The sequence below is a fragment of the Roseivirga misakiensis genome, from assembly GCF_001747105.1.
Lineage (GTDB): Bacteria > Bacteroidota > Bacteroidia > Cytophagales > Cyclobacteriaceae > Roseivirga > Roseivirga misakiensis.
The window spans coordinates 189,070-209,310 of sequence record NZ_MDGQ01000003.1; the positions used below are offsets into that span (position 1 = coordinate 189,070).

Sequence of the window (20,241 nt, forward strand, 5' to 3'; positions counted from 1 at the left end):
TCGTTAATTTAGAGACCATATTAATACCGTCAAAACTGTATGACTTCAATTACAAAAAGCTTATTCTTAGTCTTGTTCCTCTTAGTTTCCTTAAACGTTGCTGCACAGCAAGTTGGGCAAACTGTGGATGAAGAATACACTGTTGAAAATGTATTTGGTATTAATAAGGGCACCAACGGAGGGCTTATAAGTGGCTTTTACTATCGGCAGTCAAAGTTCTTAAATGATGGCAACCTAGTGAACTATGGTATCGAACTAGTTAACATAAAACACCCAAGAGAAACAAAAGAGACGACCATAACTGGAAGTTCTTACGTCTTTGGAAAATCGAACTACCTACTCGCGTTGAGGCCGACCTACGGTAGAGAAAAAATATTATTTAAAAAAGCCCCACAACAAGGCGCAAGAATCACAGCCATGGTAGCAGCGGGCCCGTCAATCGGTATAGAAGTTCCTTACTTTTTAGAATTCAACGGTAATAGAAAAGAACAATATGACCCCGCTGATCCTAGTCACGCTAGAAATTTCATAATCGGTACAGCAGGTCCTTTTAGAGGGCTCGGAAGATCAAAATTCGTTCTAGGAGGGCATGCCAAGGCTTCACTAACTTTTGAAACGAATTCGAGCAAAAAGAAAGTTTTCGGAGTAGAGGTTGGAATGTCACTAGATGTTTACACCAGAAAGATCAATATAATCCCAGAGTCTGAAAATAACAGCAGTTTTGCTGCCGCCTTCTTAGCTGTATACTTCGGAAGAAGAAGATAAGTATCAACACGATTTTTTTGGAACCTTTGCCTTACCTTTGTGTTTCTATAGCATAGGAGAAAGATATGATAGAACTACCTGTCGTTTCGAAGGAAACAGTTGAGAGAAGACGTAAAAAACCAGACTGGCTTAGGGTAAAACTGCCAATTGGACCGGAATACGCAAAAGTTCGCAAGCTTGTCGACAATTATAAACTTCACACAATATGTGAGAGTGGCAATTGTCCAAATATGGGTGAGTGCTGGGGTGCTGGAACCGCTACGTTTATGATTTTAGGTAATGTTTGCACAAGGTCATGTTCTTTTTGCGCTGTAGCCACTGGAAGGCCACCAGAGTATGACGCTGAAGAACCAAAACGTGTTGCTGAAGCTATTAAACTCATGGGAGTAAAACACGCGGTGATCACATCAGTCAATAGAGATGAATTAAAAGATAGAGGTGCTGAAATTTGGTATCAAACGGTGGTACAGACTAAAGAACTTAGTCCAGAAACTACTATTGAAACATTGATCCCAGATGTAAAAGGAAATTGGGAGGCACTTTATAGAATGATTGATGCTGGGCAAGAAGTAGTTTCTCACAATATGGAAACTGTAAAAGACCTCTATCGCAGAGTACGACCCCAAGCAAAATATGATCGTAGTTTAGAAGAGCTTCATAGAATCAAGGAATATGGTAAAAGATCTAAATCTGGCGCCATGCTGGGTTTAGGGGAAACTGACGAGCAAGTTTTCAAACTTATGGATGACTTGGCCGAAGTTAAATTAGATATCTTAACCCTTGGACAATATTTACAGCCTACAAAAATGCACCATGAAGTGATCGACTACGTGCATCCTGATAAATTCGAATTCTTTAAGGAAGAAGGATTAAAAAGAGGTATTAAATATGTTGAATCTGGACCACTAGTCAGATCTTCTTACCACGCAGAAAGACACGTTCACGTTTAAGAAGCATAAAAAGACTATGCAACCACTGTTCTATTGAGCAGTGGTTTTTTTGGATTCTTTTGTAATACATCATAATATGATGTATTATTGTTCTATGTATTCAAGAGAATTATTAAAAGGGATCTTAAAACCCATCATTTTAAAACTACTTTCTGAGCATGATAAAATGTATGGCTACGAGATTGTACAACATGTGAAAGTCCGAACAGAAGGTAAAGTGCTGATAAAAGAAGGTTCGCTCTACCCTACACTTCACAGCTTGACACAAGAAGGATATTTATCAACGACCTCTGTACTCATCGGTAACAGAACGAGAAAGTATTATAGCCTTACAAAAAAGGGTAATGGTTTGTTAAGCACATCCGTCGCAGAGGTTTTGGACTTTCGGACAACGCTTGGTTTACTCTTTGGAAACGATAAACCTGCTTTATCATGATCGAGAACCACCAAACTAATGAAATTCGATCATTCATGATTGAACAGCACTTCAGCGATCAAGCCTTATTGGATGACCTAGTAGACCATATTTCTAGTGAAGTTGAAGTTTTGATGGAAACCCAGTGTTTAACATTCAATCAAGCATTAGAAATCGCTAAAGGCAAAATACTACCAGAAGACCCTCTGCAAATTGAAAACGATTTAAAAATTTTAACCACGCAAACTCCATATATCATGATTAAGAAAACAGCTTATATTGGTGGATACCTAAGTGCTTTTTTGTTCAGCCTAGCTATCCTATTCACCATACTTTCATTTCAAAATGAATCATTAGTCGATAGCCGACGAGAAAGTATGACAGAACAGTATCTCACCGTAAACTTAGGCAAGGATTTAAGTAAGGAGGAAACAAATGGTTTCTATGAAAATTATTATAGCCAGACTTCACAATTGAAACTAAAGGCAATTAGCCAAAGCTCTACCAGTCAGATGCTCTTAATCATTTCAATACTCCTATTCGGCTTGACCTACTTACCATACCGATTCTACCAAGGTTACAAGAGAAGCGAACTGCGGTACAGCTAATCCATAAAACACAAAACAAAAAAACCCAAGGTTTTCACACCTTGGGCTTTTGGTTTCTAATAGCTTTTGTTATGCCATAGCCTCTTCCTCGGCATAATCCGAAACAGGAATACAACTACACATTAAGTTTCTGTCCCCATAAGCCGAATCTATTCGACCAACTGTCGGCCAGAATTTAGATTGTCTAACGTAAGGTGCTGGGTAAACCGCTTTTTCTCTTCCGTATGGCTTATCCCAATTTTCTGAGAGTGCCAGACCAGCAGTATGCGGTGCATTTGTCAATACGTTGTTACCAACCTCAGCTTCTCCATTCGCAATTTCTGCTATTTCAGCTCGAATGCTAAGCATCGCATCGCAGAAACGATCTAATTCAGCTTGGGACTCAGATTCTGTCGGTTCAATCATTACTGTGCCCGCTACCGGGAAAGAAACGGTCGGTGCGTGGAAGCCGTAATCCATCAATCGCTTAGCGATATCTTCCACCTCAATACCAACAGATTTAAATTCTCGGCAGTCGACAATCATTTCATGGGCACATCTTCCATTTGTTCCTGTATAAAGAATTGGAAATTCTTGTTCTAGTTTTGCTTTAATGTAGTTGGCATTTAGAATGGCAATTTTTGTAGCATTGGTCAGCCCTTCAGCTCCCATCATAGCTATATAGGCATAAGAGATTGTCAGGATACTCGCGCTACCCCAGGCTGCTCCTGAAATGGCTGTGATTGCCTGCTCACCCCCAGCTTTCACGACAGGGCTACCGGGTAAAAATGGTGCTAAATGTGCTCCTACTCCGATTGGACCCATGCCAGGGCCTCCTCCACCGTGAGGAATACAGAAGGTTTTGTGAAGGTTTAAGTGACAAACATCGGCCCCTATCAAACCAGGGCTAGTTAATCCCACTTGTGCGTTCATATTGGCTCCATCCATATAGACCTGACCACCATGCTGATGGATCAGATCGCAGATATCTTTGATTCCCTCTTCGAATACACCATGTGTCGAAGGGTAAGTAACCATTAAGGCTGCTAAATTCTCGCTATGCGACTCGGCTTTATCTTTTAAATCATTAAGATCAATATTACCTTTTTCATCACACTTGACGAGTACAACTTTCATTCCTGCCATCACCGCAGAAGCTGGATTTGTACCGTGTGCAGAAGTAGGGATAATCGCTACATCTCTATGATGATCTCCGCGACTTTGATGATATGCTCTAATTACCATCAAACCAGCGTACTCTCCTTGTGCTCCTGAGTTTGGTTGTAAGGAAACATCTGCGAACCCAGTTATTTCAGATAGCCAGGTGACTAACTCCTTGAACATTTGCTGATAACCTTGGGTTTGATCCGCTGGCGCAAATGGGTGAATATTACCGAACTCTGGCCAGGTAACGGGTACCATTTCGGCTGTGGCGTTCAATTTCATAGTACATGAACCCAGAGAGATCATTGAGTGTACCAGCGATAAATCTTTGTTTTCTAACCGCTTGATGTAGCGTAGCATTTCATGCTCCGAGTGATATTGATTGAAAACCGGATGCGTTAAAAAGTCACTTGTTCTTTTTAAGGTTTCAGGAAAATCAATTGCTACTTCCGTCGCTAATGCTGCTAAATTCCCGCTTTTGGACTTTCCAGTAGCCTCCGAAAAGATGTCTAGTATGACTTCAAGGTCATTCAAATTAGTAGTTTCATCTACCGAAATACCAACATTTCCATTATCGAAATATCTGAAATTGACTTCTTTTGATTCTGCAATTCTCCTTAGCTCGTCAGCTGCATCTGTCTTGACTTGTATAGTATCGAAGAAAACGTCGTTTAACTGCTCAATGCCCATTTCGGTCAACGCATTAGCTAGTAATTTGGCGGATGCATGTATTTTTTGCGCAATTGCCGTCAATCCTTTTGGCCCATGATAAACCCCGTACATTCCGGCCATGACACCTAATAGTACTTGAGCAGTACAAATGTTCGATGTCGCTTTTTCTCTTCTAATGTGTTGCTCACGTGTCTGGAGCGCCATTCGGTATGCTTTATTTCCATGGCTGTCTACCGAAACACCGATGATTCTACCAGGGATTTGTCTTTTGTAAGCTTCTAAAGTGGCAAAATAAGCAGCGTGTGGTCCACCAAAGCCCATTGGAACGCCAAAGCGCTGGGTTGTACCAACTACTGCATCTGCTCCCATTTCACCTGGAGGGGTTAGTAGTGTAAGAGACATTAAATCGGCAGCAGCTACTACAAATACATTTTGCTCTTTTGCCGACGCAGTGAATGCCGTAAAGTCTTTGACATTTCCATCGCCTCCTGGATATTGATATAAAACTCCATATAAATTCGGGTCTGTAAGGTCAACTTTATTGATATCCCCTATCTCCAATTCGATCCCTACTGGAATAGCTCTAGTTTTAAGTACATCGAGGGTTTGTGGGAAAGTATTTTGGTCAACAAAAAACTTGTTAGCCTTCTTCTTATCCTTCTTTCTTAGGCCTGCGAACATGGTCATGGCCTCCGCCGCTGCAGTTGACTCATCCAAAAGTGATGCATTAGCGATCGGCATACCCGTCAAGTCGATTACCAATGTTTGGAAGTTGATTAGTGCCTCGAGTCTTCCTTGAGCAATCTCGGCTTGGTAAGGCGTATAAGCAGTGTACCACCCAGGATTTTCTAAAATATTTCTTTGAATAACACCTGGTACAACTGTACCATAGTAGCCCATTCCTATGTATGATTTAAACAGCTTATTCTTGGAAGCCGTTTGTTTTAAATCATTCAAAAATTGGAATTCTGATTTAGCAGCAGGCAGGTTCATTTCGCCTTGCATTCTAATATTTGCAGGAACCGTTTCGCTGATTAAAGTATCTAAACTATCGGCACCGATAACCTTGAGCATAGAATCTATTTCTGACGCTTGAGGGCTATTATGACGATCCTCAAATTTAGGGGCTTGTGTTATATCGATTTTTGTCATTTTCGAATTTCCTTGATTGTTATTTCCTCTTCCAAAAGTTGCACAAATGTAAGTTACAAAGGGTTGATTTCCTTACATATCCACTCAAAAAAGCCGTCCGTCCGAATAAGATTTTGGCTGACTTTTAAAATATTGTTTAGCTTTAAGCACTTAAAAAACTGTGATAACAAATTGTTTATAAAATGAGGAAATTAAAGGTATCCTTTTTGGGACTAATGGCTCTCGGTTTTAGCGTGGCTGCGCAGGACGCATCTGTCAAATACGCTAGTACCATTACGCCAGAGCAAATGAGAGAAAAACTAACCGTTTTGGCTTCTGATGAGTTTGGCGGTAGAGAAACTGGAACTGAAGGACAAAAGAAAGCTTCTGCGTTCTTGGAAAACTTCTACAAAGAGATCGGCCTACAAGGCCCTGCTGACGGTACTTATCGTCAAAAATTCAGTATGTACCAGTCCGATTGGTCTGATGTTTACATCAAAGGTAAAGGCGGAAAGAAAAAGAACGGTGTTGACTTTATTTTCGCTGGAAGTGCCAATATGGCCAAGGAAATGAAGTTGCCAACTATGTTTATTGGTAATGGATCGGACATCGATAATATGGATGTTGAAGGCAAAGGTGTGATGATTACTGGGGCATCAAGAGAGACGCTCGGTAAGCTCAGAGATTCAGGTGCCAAAGCAATTTTTATAATGAGTGGAAATGATGAGCAGTTCATGCAAACCATGCCACGTCAGGCTAGATTTAGACTTAAAAGTAGATTAAGGTTTAATAAGGAGCTCAACGGAAACGAGAGTGTTATTTTTTACATCACTAAGAAGATGGGTTCAGAATTACTGAATACTTCTGTTGAAAAACTTGATGCTAACATGGATTCTCCTGCTAGCATTAAAGCAAGGACGGTTCGCTTTCAGGTAAAAGAAAAAGTCGTTGAACTAGAAACTGAAAACATGGTGGCCTTCCTAGAGGGGACTGATCTAAAAGACGAAGTTCTTGTTATTTCTTCTCACTATGACCACATTGGTCAGAACGAAGATGGATCAGTCATCAACAATGGTGCTGACGATGATGGTTCTGGTACTACTGGTGTAATGGAAATCGCTGAAGCATTTGCTCAAGCAGCCAAAGAGGGAAATAGACCAAGAAGAAGTATTCTTTTCTTAAATGTAACTGGTGAGGAAAAAGGTCTATTAGGATCTGCTTACTATGCCGACAATCCACTTTTCCCTATCGAAAAGACAGTGAACAATCTTAATATTGACATGATCGGTAGAGTTGATCCTGATCACGAAAATGATAGAGACTATGTCTACGCGATCGGTTCTGAAAAATTATCAAGCCATTTGAAAATCATTTCTGAGTACGCAAATATCACGTATACTGGCTTGAACTTGGATTATCGTTACGATGACCCTAATGACACTAACCGTTTTTACTATAGATCTGATCACTACAACTTCGCTAAGAAAGGCATTCCGATCATTTTCTATTTTAATGGTGTACATGCTGATTATCACAGGCCTACGGATACTGTAGATAAAATTGAGTTTGATGTCATGGCAAAAAGAGCCCAACTCGTATTCCATACTGCTTGGATTTTGGCCAATAGAAATGACAGAACTCCTATTGACAGAACTGACGACATGGAGTACAATAGATAATAGAATCTATTTACGTTTGTGATTAACACGATTTTGAGGCTACTTTAGAGTAGCCTCTTTTTTTACGCTTATGGATAAGAATCTGCATATTCTAAACGGTGATAGCACCTTAAATATCTTCAAAGACTCAGGTATTGAAGGAGATACTTTTGTCTGGAAAGAGGTGCTGAGTAATGGACCTGTTGACTCCGATTTTAATAGCGAAAAGTTCTGGGTACAGCGTGATGCATTCATGTCAAATGAGTTTGACATTTCGACTGGTATGTATGACAAAGAAGTTAGACGGCCTTTTGAAAACTTAACAGAATCGCTCAATCAGTATACTGAGATCACTCTATGGTTTGAATATGACTTATTCTGCCAAATCAATATGATAGCTTTGATCCATTGGTTAGGAAAGACTTCTTTTCAGGGCACTGCTTCGCTAGTTTGTGTTGGCGACATTGACGACTCAGGAAAGCTTTATGCCCTTGGGGAAATATCGCCAGAAACATATAAAACAGTCTTTGAAAATCGATTAAAACTTGGCTCAAGAGAATTTGACTATGCTACTGATGTCTACGAAGTCTATACCTCAGATTCTCCAGACGACTTGTATAACTATATCTTGATGCCGTTTGGCGAATTTCCTTATTTGCCCAATGCGCTAGAAAGTCACTTTAGAAGGTTCCCATCTTTACAAACTGGACTCACCGAAATTGAGGAACAGTTCATCATTTTTATCCAAGCTGGAGAATCCGATAAAATGAAACTAATCGGTAAAATGTTGCGGTGGCAAACCCATCAGGGTTTTGGAGATTTACAATACATCAACATCTTGAATAGGATGGCGCCTATCTTCAAAGATTTCGATAAACTTGAATTACCTACCCAAATCGATTCTCAACTAATCTCACGAAACTATTTTCTAGGTGGAGCAGATATATCGGCTTGGCGTTGGGATAAAAATGAAGAAACGCTGATCCTAGCAGAATCAGCGTCATAATTTTTTCAATGGTCCTTCAGGTCATTTACTGGTAGAAAGTCTTACTCTACCATCCTCAATTCGAATCTCTACTCTCGCTTCTCCACCTTTCAATTCAAATCTTGAACGTCTTTCTGATTCCTGAACAGTATCATAAGCCGATGAAGCAGATATTCTCCCATCATCTTTAGAAACATTAAACTCACCGCCACCACCAAGCACTACAAAGTCTACATTAGCATCGTCAGCAACTAACTCATAATCTCCTCTATCTGAAAGAGAAGTTTCTACCGAAACACTTCCATCTTCTGCATCCAGTTCCATACGGTCGAAACTACCGTTTCTAATATCAATATCGCCGTCATCGATTTTTACATAAATAGCGCCTTTACCGCCATCCATTTTTAGGTCGCCATCTTCTATCTCGATATCAAAATCATCACCCGTACAGTCCAATAAATCAATATCTCCATCATCTGTTTTAATCGAGATATCTCCATTAACGCTGCGAATGACGTAATCATCGTCATCACCTTTGATTCTAAGTGAACCAGTCATTGGCATTTCAATTTCTATCTCATAATCAATCCTTCTTGAACCAATCTGAAAAGTCACTCCTCCTCTACCCGTTCGCTCATTAATATATAGATCGCCGCCGCGCTCTTCAACTTCCATATCAAAATTTGATTTTCTTGACCGAATCCCTCTAACGGTTTCTTTCCTTTGGACATCTAGGTGTACATCCGATCGATCGGACCCAGTGATTTTTATATTGGCATCGGAGGTATTTAAATGCACAGTTCCATCAGCAGCGAGCTTATAATAGCGATCTAAATTGAATTCAGAATTCTCTTGGGCTGACATTTGCGTCAACCCTAAACTGATTATGAGTAAACTTGTAAATAGTGCCTTGATCTTCATAAGTATTTGTTGTTTAAAAATTTTTGACAACACCAAGATATGAATTCCTTAGGTTTTTGACCAACTGATCGATTAACGCCTTTTTCTTTTAGACTTACCTCTTTTATCTCCCGACCACCTATGACTCTTATCAGTTTTACCAAAACTCTTTTTCTTCTCATGAAAAGCGCCTTTGAAATTAGGGTCGGCTTTCTTTCGAATATTATCTAGTGTTTTATTAATCTCTTGTTGTTCAGCAAAAGGTGTTTTTTCAATGGTTACCTCGGCAGGAATCTTTGTTCGTGGGATTTCTTCATTGATCAATGCCTCAATTTTTGGTACATGGTGCATTTCTAATTCATTGGCAAACGTAATGGCAACGCCTTCTTGCTCAGCCCGACCAGTTCGCCCAATTCTGTGCACATAATCCTCATAAACCACCGGTAAATCGAAATTGATGACATGACTTACCATGGAAACATCCATTCCTCTTGCCGTAACATCGGTGGAAACTAAAACGCGAACATGTCCTTCCTTGAACTCATCCATCGCATTGATTCTAGAGTTTTGACCTTTATTGGCATGAATCACCCTGATAAGACCAAAAGATTTTCTCTCTAAAAAGTGTGCGATATTGTCTGCTACTGTCTTAGTCTTTACGAAAACTATGACTCGCTCAAATTTATCATCGCCCAAGAAATGACTTAATAGATTAAGCTTAGTCTTAAAATTTGGTACCTCATATAGGAACTGATCTATCGTTTGAGCAACAGTCGCTTGCGGTGCCACTTCTATACGCTCTGGATATTCTAGAAACTCTTCTGTCAGCCGAACCACTTTATCGTGCATGGTTGCTGAAAAGAGCATGTTTTGGCGTTTTGTTGGAATAAGTTCAAGGATATTCCTGATTTGAGGCATAAACCCCATATCCATCATTTTATCCGCTTCATCAAGAATCAATGTCTTAATTCCTCGTGGATATATACCTCCTTTTTTATAGAGATCTAAAAAACGACCTGGTGTACTGATCAAAATATCAGCGCCTTTTTCCAATGCTTCAAGTTGTTGCTTGGGGCCTAAACCTCCGTATAAAGTGACAATTCTCAGGTCCGTATACTTAGCTAGGGCCGTAAAATGATTGGAGATTTGAATGACTAATTCTCGTGTAGGTGCAAGAATTAATGCGCGCGGATGATCACCCTGTGCATATTTTACCTTCATAATCAGCGGAGTAGCAAATGCTAAAGTTTTACCCGTACCTGTTTGAGCAATGCCAAGAAGATCATGTCCTGCTAACGCGATCGGGATAGCTTTCTGCTGAATTTCTGTCGGCTTTGTAAAACCAAGCTCACCGATCGCATTCAAAATTTGCCGATTTAATCGAAGTTCCTCAAAATTTTGAATTTCTACTGCCATTTTTGTTGGATTCGTGCTTGCTTTACGGCGCAATTACGTGAAACACTCTGCAAAATAAAATCATTATGTCCTCCATCCTGATACTTAACGGAACACTCGTCAATGAGAATCAAGTTTTTGAAGCTGATATTTACATCGAAAACGACCTAATACATACCATTGGCAAAGATTTACAGCACAAACAGGCTGATCAAGTCATAGACGCAAGTGGTAAAGTAATTATACCAGGTTTGATTGATGATCAAGTTCATTTCAGACAGCCAGGGCTTACTCATAAAGCAGAAATTTACACCGAGTCTAGAGCGGCGGTTGCAGGTGGGATTACCTCCTTTATGGAAATGCCCAATACTGTTCCGAACACCCTAACTCAGGAACTGCTCCAAGATAAATATGACATTGCTGCCCAAAGTAGTATTGCTAATTATAGCTTCTTTATGGGTGCATCTAATGACAACTTGGATGAGGTTCTAAAAACTGACCCAAAAAGTGTTTGTGGTGTTAAGGTGTTCATGGGTTCTTCAACAGGAAATATGTTGGTAGATAACCAAAAGACGCTTGAAGGCATTTTTGCTAATTCACCTACCCTGATCGCCACGCATTGTGAATCTGAGGAAGTTATTCAAAGGAACATTCAAAAAGCAAAAGAGCAGTACGGAGAAGATGTACCAATTGCAATGCACCCGATCATTCGTGACGAGGAAGCTTGTTATGCTTCTTCTTCTTTCGCAGTTGATTTAGCTAGAAAGAACGGTGCTAGACTTCACATTCTTCACATTTCGACTGCGAAAGAATTAGCACTTTTCGATAATCATATTCCTTTAAAGGACAAAAAGATTACTTCTGAAGCATGTGTACATCACTTGTGGTTTTCAGAAGAAGATTATGCTGAAAAAGGAACGCTCATCAAATGGAATCCAGCGGTTAAAAAATCAACCGACAGAGACGCTATTCTACAAGCTGTCATTGATAATAAAATCGATGTAATCGCAACTGATCATGCACCACATACATTAGAAGAAAAGCAAAACTCATATTTTTCAGCGCCTTCCGGAGGCCCATTAGTTCAGCACTGTTTACCTGCATTATTAGATATGAATCACCAAGGCAAAATAAGCCTAGAAAAGATTGTGGAAAAGACCTCTCATGCGGTTGCTGATTTATTTGACATCCAAAATAGAGGATACTTGAAAGAAGGTTTTCATGCTGATTTAGCTATTGTTGATCTGAAAACTGAGTATGCCGTGAATAAGGAAAACTTACTCTATAAATGTCAGTGGTCGCCATTTGAAGGCCATACTTTTAAATCAACAGTAAGTCAGACAATCGTAAACGGTAAAGTTGTTTATGACAATGGCACTATACTTGAAGTTGGTACAGGTAGCCGTCTTAGATTTGACAGATAAAATTTAGTATTTACTCTTTTGCAATTTAAATGTGATCATTTACTTTTGCACACCCTTCCAAAGCTGTAGGGTACACGGTGGTTGTAGCTCAGTTGGTTAGAGCATCGGTTTGTGGTACCGAGGGTCGTGGGTTCGAATCCCATCATCCACCCTTTTTAAAGAGTTACCTTTTTAGGTAGCTCTTTTTTTATGTCCCCCAAAAATCCTGACTTTTTTTAAGGCATGTTTATCACCCGAATGATAAACTTTATTTGTACGTGGGAAATATTCCAGAATACTTAACAAAAAAATGAATGGTCATTTCGTAAATAATCATAAAATAAGCCATGCTCTACTTCATTTGAACAGCTAACAATTTTTGTAAATGGTTAATCCCTTTCCATAGATTTAAGCTAATTTGATCATGCTCCAATTAAGGAGACTTTTTATAGCAGGAAATACAAACGATTTGGAATTGAAAAACAATAAGTTCGATGACAAAAACACACAGCCTACTTTAAATAAACTAGATTCCGATTACACAAAACACTTAAATGGCGACTTAGCTGATAGCCTATGCAAGCTGGCTGATGACAAGTTTTACGATGATAACCTCGAGTTCGTCTTTCAACTATTGGAAGCAGAACTAAGAGCCACTGATTCTATCGCTTTAAAAGCGATTCTTGAATCTATTCGCGAAAAGTGTATGGAAAGATGGGATAGCCTTGTTTTATACGCAACTAAAATAGAGCAAGGGGAGATAAGTTCTGCCGTAAGCCATCAAGTAACGGCGCTTATAGAGCTAATTGAAGAATCATAATCATTTTAGAAAGTTGAATCTCTTTGCCTGTAGGTGAAGTGATAAGTCAAATTATTTTATCTTAGAGTAATGGACCTCGACCAACATCCTGGAAAGAAAATAAAATGGATAATTGAGCATTTCGAAAACGGTAATACTGCCGCTTTTGCTCGAAAGGTATCGTTAAAGGCACCAACAGTTGATGCCTATTTGCGTGAAAACACTAAGCCTGGTTATGATGCTATTCAAGGGATCCTTAGAGCATATCCTGAAATAAATATCCATTGGTTTATCTTAAACCAAGGTCCTATTAAGCGGGAACTAAGCGATACAGAATTAGACGCGCTGGAAGAAAACCACAGACTCAGAACAGGTATTCAAGAATTATACGAATTGTACGTGGAGGGCAATAAAGAAGCTTAGTCTCTTCTTATTCTATTCAGGATTTCATCTGCCACAGATGCTCTATCTAACTTTAAGCTTTCCTCTAGCAAACGTTCTCTCCTCCTATTAAAGCTAACTTGTACGGTGTAAACAAGCAATAGGATTAGTAATAAGGCAACTACACCAAATGGCCAATACCTCTTCAATAATGCCAGCCTTTCTGCCTTCAACTGACGATCTGCAAGAATGGTGTCTATTTTGGTATTGAAAGCCTGTAAGGTTGGTGCATTATTTCTTTGGCTGCTCTGAATTTTCATCCATTCTTTGATATGACCGCTATATAAATCTCCATAAACTGAAGCTTTTTGCAAATCTGTCTTCAGATAGGCTTTTTGAAGCCAATCATAGACAACAAATAGATCAGGATAGCTTTCGACCTTGTCATAAGTAGTCAAAGCTGTTTCCCACTTTTCTATGGCGAGGTTCACATCACCTTTTTTGAAAAATAATTCTCCTTGGCCTAGTAGAGTTCTAAACTGTGATGATTCACTTGAATGGATCATTTTCTTTTCTAAGGCTTCCCCATAGTACTTTTCGGCCTTAACGAAATCGCCTTGTTCCATGTAGGTCTCGGCTAAGTTGTGCATCGCAATAGCTTGAATATATTCTTCAACACCATCACCAAAAGCCGATATAGCAAAGAATTCTAGTGCATCGTTGTACTGCTTATTTTCCTTTCGGATCATGCCAAGTTCATTCACAACTTTGGCCAATAGAATAGTATCTTTCTCAAATTCAGAGTCTTCCCAAAGCTTCAAGAGTATATCTCCTGCTTCAAGGTACCTACCATCTAATTTTAATTCCTGCGCCTGATTGTAGAGAATTTCCACAGAAACATTTAGCTCGTCGTATTCCTCGGCGATATCTGAATAATTCTGGACATATTCCATCGCAGCTTTATTGGATAAGCCGTAAAGGTCCGCCGCACCGCCATGATCGCCATAAACAGATTTAATTTCGGCTAAGTTGCTCAGAATGAGCATACGGTTGTAAACGTCAACCGTGTCTGATTTTTCTAAGTATTCTAGTGCATCTGAGAAGTTGATGTAAGCAGCCTCGAAATCACCTTCTTGCATACTGATATCACCCATTACACTTTTGGCAGATATCATACCGTAGCTATCACCATTTTTTCCAGCAAGTTTAAACGCTCGCATGGTCAAATCGATGGCTTCTTCTGGGTCTTCGCTCATAATACCGAGCGCATCATTCAGTAGATCATCGGCACTATTTTCCTGACCAACTACAAAAAGCTGGGTGCAAAAAATAAAAATCAGTGTGTAAACTACTTTCAACATCTATAAACAACTGTTTTTCAAAGCGTTGTTGACCTTGAAAGTAATTAAAAAAGGTGAAATGATTCAAACATTTCCCCTTTTTTACACCTAATAGTTTTTGAGAATTATCCTCTGATTCGAGTAACTTTTCTCTTCGCGTCTTTCTTAGAAGTTTGCGTTACCGGTTCGGTACTGCTTTTTTCATTGTCTAAGTTAACTTCAGGTACTACTGGATCTGGAATTGTATCCTCAGAGTTGTCTGCACATCCAAAAGTTAAAACTGAAAGGGCGAATAATAAAAACACTGTCTTTTTCATAATAGTCGATTTTTTTTTGATTGAGGGGAACAATATATTGAATCCACTTTACTGATCGGCTACAATTAATCGGAAAGTCGTGCTTTTAAAAGGATATGCGAATTATGAAAGAAAATACTGAGAGGGTCCTATTCGACAAGTTAAATTTTAAATAATTATAGTTCAATTGAGAATAATTTGGTAATCCAGACATCCCTCTCAATTTATGGAGCCATGATTAGGAGAAGAGTTCCTCTATGTTAACAGTATCATGGTGAATTTTAGTAAGGCTATAATCTCTAAAGGCTTTCTCGCCAAACAATTCTTGATCATAGGCCGTGTTTACAAAATGCAGCGCACTTGCCTCTTTATCTAGAGGACTAATATTTTCAAAGTTCACTTTAGACAAATCTGAATTACATCCTTCTATCAGCACAATCTCAGCATGAATATCTTTGAACTTCAATTGAGCATATTCGCCAAAAGTACCTACATGAAGTAAATCTGTAATAACTCCATCGATTTCAATAAAATCAAAACGCTCTGGGCACAAGAATACTTTCGTGGAAAATGAATTACGACTTACATCTCCATTGTTAAGGAGATAGCATGTTTTAATACTATTGCCACAGCCAAGATGGATAAGTTCGTAAATAGGGTTATCTGTCACTTCGATTTTATCGATGGCACTATCACCAATCGCTAGGCTTTTGAACTCACAACCGTTTTTTATTTCCAACGAAGAAATATCAGTCTCATTAATTTTAAAATCATGAAGCTGGCATGACTCAAAAGTCATCGATTTAATCTGTGTGCGCTCTAACTTCAAATCCCCAGAGAACTTACAATTGATAAACTTCAGGCTATCTAGTTTACAATCTTGGAAAAATAAATCGTAAGGTAAATGAGCTTCTCGAATGATAAGCGGTTCATTCAATTTGAAAGGGAATGGGCTAATTCTAAATTCCAGATCTTCACCCTTAATGATCCTTAAGAATTGTTTTTGGTTGATTCTACGCATGAGCCTGATTTAATAAATAGACCCCCACAATAATGACACCCAAAATGCGCAACTCTATTTCATTGCATAATAGAGCCCATCCACTTCCAAATCAATACCCAGTTTTAGGTATTTTTTTAGTTTATATCATTTAAGACGTCATATCCGTTTTTTTATTGAAAATGACTATCTTCATTTATGTTGAAAATTGAAGATTCTTTCTTTAAACAGCCCATAGTTCAACAAGCTAGAGAACTTTACCTAGAAGGGACTTTCGTCGTATCTATTCGTTACTACGGTTATAAAGTCAACCTTTACATTTATAAGAATCAGTACATAGAAGTTTTCTACAATCACAAACTTGATTTGGTGGAGAAAATTCAATTGATGGATTATCAGCATACAAGAATGAAATTCTATGCCGATCAGATTAAGATAAAATCCTTGGCTAGCTAACTGAATTCAGTAGTTCCTCGTGGATATTTAAGACTTGCGGTATAAGTAGCAAATCGCCTTTATTTGAAACCTGATAGTCTGCAAGATTTCTCCGAGTCGCGTCATCGGTTTGTTTGCTCATAATTTGCTCGACTTGTTCCTTTTTCCGCTGGATATCTCGCAATAATACTCTTTCAATTCTTACCTTTTTTGGAGCCATTACACAAATTGTCTTGTCTAACTCTTTGTAGGAACCAATTTCATACAACAAGGCGGCTTCTTTCAGTAAATAAGGGTGGTCAGAATTTATATTGACCCATGTTTCAAAGTCTCGAGCGACTGCGGGATGAACAAAAGAATTGAGCACTTTAAGGCGATCAGTATCGGCAAACACCGTCTTGGCTAAATATTCTCGATTCAAGGCACCATTCTCATCATAGCTTTCTTCACCAAACTCCTTTTTTATTTCCTGAATCAGGCCTTCATCATTGCTCATTAAAAACTTCCCGCGATCATCGGCATAATACACGGGCACTCCCATGGCTTGAAAAATTCGACAAACAGTGCTTTTTCCAGATCCAATACCTCCCGTAACTCCGATTAATAATGGTTTAGTCATTCTTCTGGCCTTTGACTGCTTGGGTTGAAAGCCTCAATTCTTCGATATAATCTTGGCTTGAAATAGCCTGAACTTGTATGGATGAGTCACTCGGGTTTAATGACTGATAATCGGCCACAAGGCGAATACTCAAAGTATCTGCAACATCGAATTTAGTTTCTTCTATTCTATACCGGACCTTGATGCTTGGTGGTATCACTTCCCATAACGAATCAGGGAAATTTATGAGCTCAACCGTTAGGTCTGCTTCAATATCCATCAGTCTGACTACCTCAAAACTCAATTCTACACTTTCAGTATCAGAAGTAAAAAACTCTGGCGTTTCTGGAATATCGACTGTTTCGATCACATCCTCATCAATATTGTCTAGCCCAGCATTTACATAAATCACCCGATCCATAGCATTAATTAATCTCTCTGGACCAGTCCAGGTAACAGAACTAGGGTTTAGAGTGACCGATGAGGCAAGCCTAAAATCAGCATCTAGATTAATCGATTCAGGATCAAGAATAAGCTCGAACTCTCTTGATGCTCTTTTTTGAATATCGAAGCGTAGCGAATCTTCTAATATATAGTTCACTATCACCGGATCTAAACCTGGAGTTAACTGACCTCTTAAAGATGAGGTTAAGATGTGATTGGATGCGTCAGGGTCTGTCAACCTGATTTGAATCGGGTTCATGTTGAACCCAAACGATCTTGTCATTAAATCCCAGCCACCACCAGTGACTTCAATTGGTATTCTATCTGGTAGCTCGGAAGTAGCGATATAGTTTTGATCATCAAATACTATTTCGACAGGGTAATTGATTTGGCTTATGTAGTCCGATTTATTAAGAGCACTAAAAAACCAAAAGGTGGTAGATATGACTATGCACACAACTACCACCTTAAACCTTTCGTCTTTTCTACTTGGTGTCTGAAAAGACCTTTTTAATTTTTCAATTATATCTTCTGCACTTCTCAATTGAATTAGGCTTTGCCTGCTTCACGTTTACTAGCCTCAAGAGATATTGCTGACCTCTCAAATTTTATTTTTGTGCTTTTATCAACTTCAAGTGTTACGGTTTCTTCATCAGAAGCAAATACCTTTCCGTGGATACCACCGATGGTTACTACCGCATCTCCTTTACTAATTTCGCTGATAAATTTCTTTTGATCCTTCTGCTTTTTTTGTTGCGGACGAATCATAAAGAAGTAAAATACCAAGGCGATACCGCCAAATAGCAATAATTGTGAAAGCATACCATTTCCCTGTGGTGCTGCTTCGGCTTGTAAAAAAATTGAATAGATCATTTATATATATTACGGTTGAGGAGCAGCGTTCACCTGAACAAATCCTCTTAAGCTTAATCTCGATTGTCTTGGACTAGTGTTAGCCACTACAGTAATTACTGGACTTTGCTGTCCTGTTTTTGTCTTACTATCAAACCTTACAACAATCTCTCCTCTTCCGCCTGGAGGTATTGGAGTTTTTGTATGCTGAGGTACAGTACATCCACATGATGCTGAAGTACTCTGAATTTTCAAATCTTCAGTGCCATTGTTGGTAAACTTAAAGGTGTAATTCACAACTTCACCTTGTTTAATTGTACCAAAGTTGTAGATAGTATTATCCCATTTAAAGGCAGCATTCGCTGTTAAATTAGTCTCTACTGACTGAGAAGCAGTCGTAGCTGGAGTTGGAGTAGTAGCATTTCTAACCACACCACCATTTTCCAATTGGTTTATTCTTCGCTCTAAATTGGCGATTCTCTTTTCCAATTCTGCATCGTTACTGCAGCTTGTCAACATGGCACCAAAAACCAATGCTACAAGTAATGTTAATTTCGTTTTCATAGTTTTAATTTTTATTCTGAATCTCCTGATTTGATTTGACCAATTAGGTCATCCACATCGCTCAATAGCTTTTCAGCCTTTTGACGCGCCTCAGAAACTACTTTCTGTCCTTCTTCTTTCGCGGTGGAAGAAATCTCCACTTTTCCATTAATTAGATCTTCCAATAGAACTTCCAACTGTTTCTTATACTTATCTAACTGATAAGTCAACTTATCTCTTGTATTAGATCCCTTATCCGGTGCATACAAAATACCTAAAATAGTACCTGTTGCCGCACCAATAACAAATGCCAATAAACTACTTGACCCTTTACTCATATCCTATTTATTATCTAACAGTCCTCTTCCGGACTTTTTCATTTTTCCACTCTCTTTTAATTCACCTGAGATTACATCCAAAATGCCGTTGACAAATTGCTTACTCTTAGGCGTACTGTAATTTTTTGAGAGCTCAATATACTCATTAATGGTCACCTTAACAGGGATGTTTCTAAAATTCATCATCTCCGAAATGGCCATTTTAAGTATAATTTGATCAGTATTTGCTAAACGATCAACTTCCCAGTTCTTTGTTTTAGCAGCAATCATTTTACTATACTCCTGATCGTGCTCAATAGTTGTGTCAAATATTTTTTCGAAGAACTCTTTATCCTCTTCCCAGTTATTTGAAAAGTCAGGCAGTGTAAAGTCCTTTGGGTCTGAATCTGCTTCCACATCCCTTACCGATCGTGCAACCAAGCTTCTAACGATGGCTTTATTCTCTTTCCAATGGATATCTTTCTCTTCAAAATATGAGAGAATAACCTCTTCCTTGAAAATAATCTGTTTGATCAAGTGATCGATGATCTGATGGTCTTGTTCAAAACTAGGGTTGGCAGTTCTTCGGTAAGTGTTGAACGATTCGTCTCTTTTGATAATATCCTTGTACCAACTTTTAAGGTGATCTTCTTCACCTTCCCAGGTAATATCTTTTTTTACCAGCCCCACCTTGACCTTGGAAGATTTACGGAAGAAATCGAGTACTTTATTTTGGTACAGATTGTAGTCTCCAACCAGAATCTTCTCTGGCGAAATCTTTTGCTTTTTATCGGCTTCGCTTTTGCTTAAATCAGACCAACTCACCAAAAGGCTCATCACCCATAGAAAACGATCGACCAAAGACTCAGCGTCAAGGATCATTTCTTTTCTTAACCCAGTAAAGTCTTTTTTAGAATTATTGAGATACTCTTTATGCACTGCGTTAGCCGCCTTTTGGGCTTCGGCCGAGATAGTCAGCGCTTCGGGTAGTGGTGTCCCGTTTACCTTTTCAGATAAAACTGCTTTGGCCTGATTACTATTAGATTTTAGGAGTTCTTTATCCTGAACCTCCATCGAATTGAGGTCCGGTTCGAAGATTTTGTCTATTTCAGCTAAGCCAATGTGGTAATTAGCTTCTTTACATTGACTGTATGCAAACATCGCTTGCATAGCTTTGACTCTTAATGATCTCCTGTTGAGCATTGCAAAAA

At 38.9% G+C, this 20,241-nt stretch carries 22 protein-coding genes and 1 tRNA gene; 11 read left to right on the plus strand and 12 right to left on the minus strand.

The genetic code is table 11. The features are described 5' to 3' along the window. Window positions 1-39 precede the first annotated feature (39 nt). The 4 genes from BFP71_RS01115 to BFP71_RS01130 all read left to right on the plus strand — a co-directional run bounded on the left by BFP71_RS01115 (window position 40) and on the right by BFP71_RS01130 (window position 2,738). Window positions 40-765, plus strand: coding sequence for a hypothetical protein (locus BFP71_RS01115; RefSeq protein ID WP_069833616.1), 726 nt, complete (start codon window positions 40-42; stop codon window positions 763-765). A gap of 65 nt (window positions 766-830) precedes the next feature. Next, window positions 831-1,715 (plus strand): lipoyl synthase, encoded by an 885-nt coding sequence (gene lipA / locus BFP71_RS01120; protein ID WP_069833617.1) that lies wholly within the window; start codon window positions 831-833, stop codon window positions 1,713-1,715. 94 nt (window positions 1,716-1,809) lie between these two features. After that, window positions 1,810-2,151, plus strand: a complete 342-nt coding sequence (locus tag BFP71_RS01125; protein WP_069833618.1) for a PadR family transcriptional regulator — start codon at window positions 1,810-1,812, stop codon at window positions 2,149-2,151. After that, window positions 2,148-2,738 carry a hypothetical protein gene (locus BFP71_RS01130; protein ID WP_069833619.1) on the plus strand — a complete coding sequence of 197 codons (591 nt, stop codon included), beginning with the start codon at window positions 2,148-2,150 and terminating at the stop codon, window positions 2,736-2,738. The genes BFP71_RS01125 and BFP71_RS01130 overlap by 4 nt, the downstream gene beginning before the upstream one ends. Before the next feature lie 69 nt (window positions 2,739-2,807). Here the strand turns inward: BFP71_RS01130 and gcvP are convergent, their stop codons facing one another. Continuing rightward, complete coding sequence (gene gcvP, locus BFP71_RS01135) at window positions 2,808-5,705, minus strand: aminomethyl-transferring glycine dehydrogenase (protein WP_069833620.1); 2,898 nt, start codon at window positions 5,703-5,705, stop codon at window positions 2,808-2,810. 182 nt (window positions 5,706-5,887) lie between these two features. Between gcvP and BFP71_RS01140 the strand changes: the two genes are divergently transcribed. After that, window positions 5,888-7,363 (plus strand): M28 family peptidase, encoded by a 1,476-nt coding sequence (locus tag BFP71_RS01140; RefSeq protein WP_069833621.1) that lies wholly within the window; start codon window positions 5,888-5,890, stop codon window positions 7,361-7,363. Between the two features lie 70 nt (window positions 7,364-7,433). Beyond that, the gene (locus tag BFP71_RS01145; RefSeq protein WP_069833622.1) at window positions 7,434-8,348 is read left to right on the plus strand and encodes a hypothetical protein; all 915 of its coding nucleotides are present in this window, start codon (window positions 7,434-7,436) and stop codon (window positions 8,346-8,348) included. 21 nt (window positions 8,349-8,369) lie between these two features. On the opposite strand, the gene BFP71_RS01150 is transcribed toward BFP71_RS01145, so the two are convergent. Then, window positions 8,370-9,248 carry a DUF4097 family beta strand repeat-containing protein gene (locus BFP71_RS01150; RefSeq protein WP_069833623.1) on the minus strand — a complete coding sequence of 293 codons (879 nt, stop codon included), beginning with the start codon at window positions 9,246-9,248 and terminating at the stop codon, window positions 8,370-8,372. Between the two features lie 72 nt (window positions 9,249-9,320). Next, window positions 9,321-10,643, minus strand: coding sequence for a DEAD/DEAH box helicase (locus BFP71_RS01155; protein ID WP_069833624.1), 1,323 nt, complete (start codon window positions 10,641-10,643; stop codon window positions 9,321-9,323). A gap of 65 nt (window positions 10,644-10,708) precedes the next feature. Here BFP71_RS01155 and BFP71_RS01160 point away from each other — a divergent pair, with 65 nt between their 5' ends. From BFP71_RS01160 to BFP71_RS01175, 4 genes are all read left to right on the plus strand, one after another. Then, the gene (locus tag BFP71_RS01160) at window positions 10,709-12,046 is read left to right on the plus strand and encodes a dihydroorotase (RefSeq protein WP_069833625.1); all 1,338 of its coding nucleotides are present in this window, start codon (window positions 10,709-10,711) and stop codon (window positions 12,044-12,046) included. Between the two features lie 77 nt (window positions 12,047-12,123). Then, window positions 12,124-12,197, plus strand: a tRNA-His gene (locus BFP71_RS01165). Between the two features lie 252 nt (window positions 12,198-12,449). Beyond that, the gene (locus tag BFP71_RS01170; RefSeq protein ID WP_069833626.1) at window positions 12,450-12,845 is read left to right on the plus strand and encodes a hypothetical protein; all 396 of its coding nucleotides are present in this window, start codon (window positions 12,450-12,452) and stop codon (window positions 12,843-12,845) included. Between the two features lie 69 nt (window positions 12,846-12,914). Further along, window positions 12,915-13,247 (plus strand): hypothetical protein, encoded by a 333-nt coding sequence (locus BFP71_RS01175; protein WP_069833627.1) that lies wholly within the window; start codon window positions 12,915-12,917, stop codon window positions 13,245-13,247. On the opposite strand, the gene BFP71_RS01180 is transcribed toward BFP71_RS01175, so the two are convergent. From BFP71_RS01180 to BFP71_RS01190, 3 genes are all read right to left on the minus strand, one after another. Beyond that, window positions 13,244-14,566 (minus strand): tetratricopeptide repeat protein, encoded by a 1,323-nt coding sequence (locus BFP71_RS01180; protein WP_069833628.1) that lies wholly within the window; start codon window positions 14,564-14,566, stop codon window positions 13,244-13,246. The two genes, BFP71_RS01175 and BFP71_RS01180, sit on opposite strands and share 4 nt — an antisense overlap. A 104-nt stretch (window positions 14,567-14,670) precedes the next feature. After that, a complete protein-coding gene (locus BFP71_RS01185) occupies window positions 14,671-14,862 on the minus strand; it encodes a hypothetical protein (protein WP_069833629.1) in 192 nt (63 codons plus the stop codon). Between the two features lie 217 nt (window positions 14,863-15,079). Beyond that, complete coding sequence (locus BFP71_RS01190) at window positions 15,080-15,862, minus strand: pentapeptide repeat-containing protein (RefSeq protein WP_069833630.1); 783 nt, start codon at window positions 15,860-15,862, stop codon at window positions 15,080-15,082. A 177-nt stretch (window positions 15,863-16,039) separates the two neighbouring features. Here BFP71_RS01190 and BFP71_RS01195 point away from each other — a divergent pair, with 177 nt between their 5' ends. Further along, window positions 16,040-16,297, plus strand: coding sequence for a hypothetical protein (locus BFP71_RS01195; protein ID WP_069833631.1), 258 nt, complete (start codon window positions 16,040-16,042; stop codon window positions 16,295-16,297). Here the strand turns inward: BFP71_RS01195 and coaE are convergent. The 6 genes from coaE to nusB are packed head-to-tail and all read right to left on the minus strand — an operon-like array spanning window position 16,290 to window position 20,233. Further along, window positions 16,290-16,895, minus strand: coding sequence for a dephospho-CoA kinase (gene coaE / locus BFP71_RS01200; RefSeq protein ID WP_069833632.1), 606 nt, complete (start codon window positions 16,893-16,895; stop codon window positions 16,290-16,292). The genes BFP71_RS01195 and coaE overlap by 8 nt on opposite strands. Then, complete coding sequence (locus tag BFP71_RS01205; RefSeq protein WP_069833633.1) at window positions 16,888-17,862, minus strand: YbbR-like domain-containing protein; 975 nt, start codon at window positions 17,860-17,862, stop codon at window positions 16,888-16,890. Before BFP71_RS01205 ends, coaE begins: the two co-directional genes overlap by 8 nt. 5 nt (window positions 17,863-17,867) lie before the next feature. Next, window positions 17,868-18,191 (minus strand): preprotein translocase subunit YajC, encoded by a 324-nt coding sequence (yajC, locus tag BFP71_RS01210; RefSeq protein ID WP_069833634.1) that lies wholly within the window; start codon window positions 18,189-18,191, stop codon window positions 17,868-17,870. Between the two features lie 9 nt (window positions 18,192-18,200). Next, window positions 18,201-18,734, minus strand: a complete 534-nt coding sequence (locus BFP71_RS01215; protein WP_069833635.1) for a DUF1573 domain-containing protein — start codon at window positions 18,732-18,734, stop codon at window positions 18,201-18,203. Window positions 18,735-18,745: 11 nt separating this feature from the next. Next, on the minus strand, window positions 18,746-19,051 hold the full coding sequence (locus BFP71_RS01220; RefSeq protein ID WP_069833636.1) for a YtxH domain-containing protein: 306 nt from the start codon (window positions 19,049-19,051) through the stop codon (window positions 18,746-18,748). A 3-nt stretch (window positions 19,052-19,054) separates the two neighbouring features. Next, the gene (gene nusB / locus BFP71_RS01225) at window positions 19,055-20,233 is read right to left on the minus strand and encodes a transcription antitermination factor NusB (protein WP_069833637.1); all 1,179 of its coding nucleotides are present in this window, start codon (window positions 20,231-20,233) and stop codon (window positions 19,055-19,057) included. Window positions 20,234-20,241: the final 8 nt, after the last annotated feature.

Coding starts and splice junctions, on each gene's coding strand:
- lipA (WP_069833617.1), top strand. CDS start 831: ATGATAGAACTACCTGTCGTTTCGAAGGAAACAGTTGAGAGAAGACGT.
- BFP71_RS01185 (WP_069833629.1), bottom strand. CDS start 14,862: ATGAAAAAGACAGTGTTTTTATTATTCGCCCTTTCAGTTTTAACTTTT.
- BFP71_RS01215 (WP_069833635.1), bottom strand. CDS start 18,734: ATGAAAACGAAATTAACATTACTTGTAGCATTGGTTTTTGGTGCCATG.
- BFP71_RS01140 (WP_069833621.1), top strand. CDS start 5,888: ATGAGGAAATTAAAGGTATCCTTTTTGGGACTAATGGCTCTCGGTTTT.
- BFP71_RS01175 (WP_069833627.1), top strand. CDS start 12,915: ATGGACCTCGACCAACATCCTGGAAAGAAAATAAAATGGATAATTGAG.
- BFP71_RS01115 (WP_069833616.1), top strand. CDS start 40: ATGACTTCAATTACAAAAAGCTTATTCTTAGTCTTGTTCCTCTTAGTT.
- BFP71_RS01180 (WP_069833628.1), bottom strand. CDS start 14,566: ATGTTGAAAGTAGTTTACACACTGATTTTTATTTTTTGCACCCAGCTT.
- BFP71_RS01195 (WP_069833631.1), top strand. CDS start 16,040: ATGTTGAAAATTGAAGATTCTTTCTTTAAACAGCCCATAGTTCAACAA.
- BFP71_RS01190 (WP_069833630.1), bottom strand. CDS start 15,862: ATGCGTAGAATCAACCAAAAACAATTCTTAAGGATCATTAAGGGTGAA.
- yajC (WP_069833634.1), bottom strand. CDS start 18,191: ATGATCTATTCAATTTTTTTACAAGCCGAAGCAGCACCACAGGGAAAT.
- gcvP (WP_069833620.1), bottom strand. CDS start 5,705: ATGACAAAAATCGATATAACACAAGCCCCTAAATTTGAGGATCGTCAT.
- BFP71_RS01155 (WP_069833624.1), bottom strand. CDS start 10,643: ATGGCAGTAGAAATTCAAAATTTTGAGGAACTTCGATTAAATCGGCAA.
- coaE (WP_069833632.1), bottom strand. CDS start 16,895: ATGACTAAACCATTATTAATCGGAGTTACGGGAGGTATTGGATCTGGA.
- BFP71_RS01170 (WP_069833626.1), top strand. CDS start 12,450: ATGCTCCAATTAAGGAGACTTTTTATAGCAGGAAATACAAACGATTTG.
- BFP71_RS01160 (WP_069833625.1), top strand. CDS start 10,709: ATGTCCTCCATCCTGATACTTAACGGAACACTCGTCAATGAGAATCAA.
- nusB (WP_069833637.1), bottom strand. CDS start 20,233: ATGCTCAACAGGAGATCATTAAGAGTCAAAGCTATGCAAGCGATGTTT.
- BFP71_RS01150 (WP_069833623.1), bottom strand. CDS start 9,248: ATGAAGATCAAGGCACTATTTACAAGTTTACTCATAATCAGTTTAGGG.
- BFP71_RS01145 (WP_069833622.1), top strand. CDS start 7,434: ATGGATAAGAATCTGCATATTCTAAACGGTGATAGCACCTTAAATATC.
- BFP71_RS01125 (WP_069833618.1), top strand. CDS start 1,810: ATGTATTCAAGAGAATTATTAAAAGGGATCTTAAAACCCATCATTTTA.
- BFP71_RS01220 (WP_069833636.1), bottom strand. CDS start 19,051: ATGAGTAAAGGGTCAAGTAGTTTATTGGCATTTGTTATTGGTGCGGCA.
- BFP71_RS01130 (WP_069833619.1), top strand. CDS start 2,148: ATGATCGAGAACCACCAAACTAATGAAATTCGATCATTCATGATTGAA.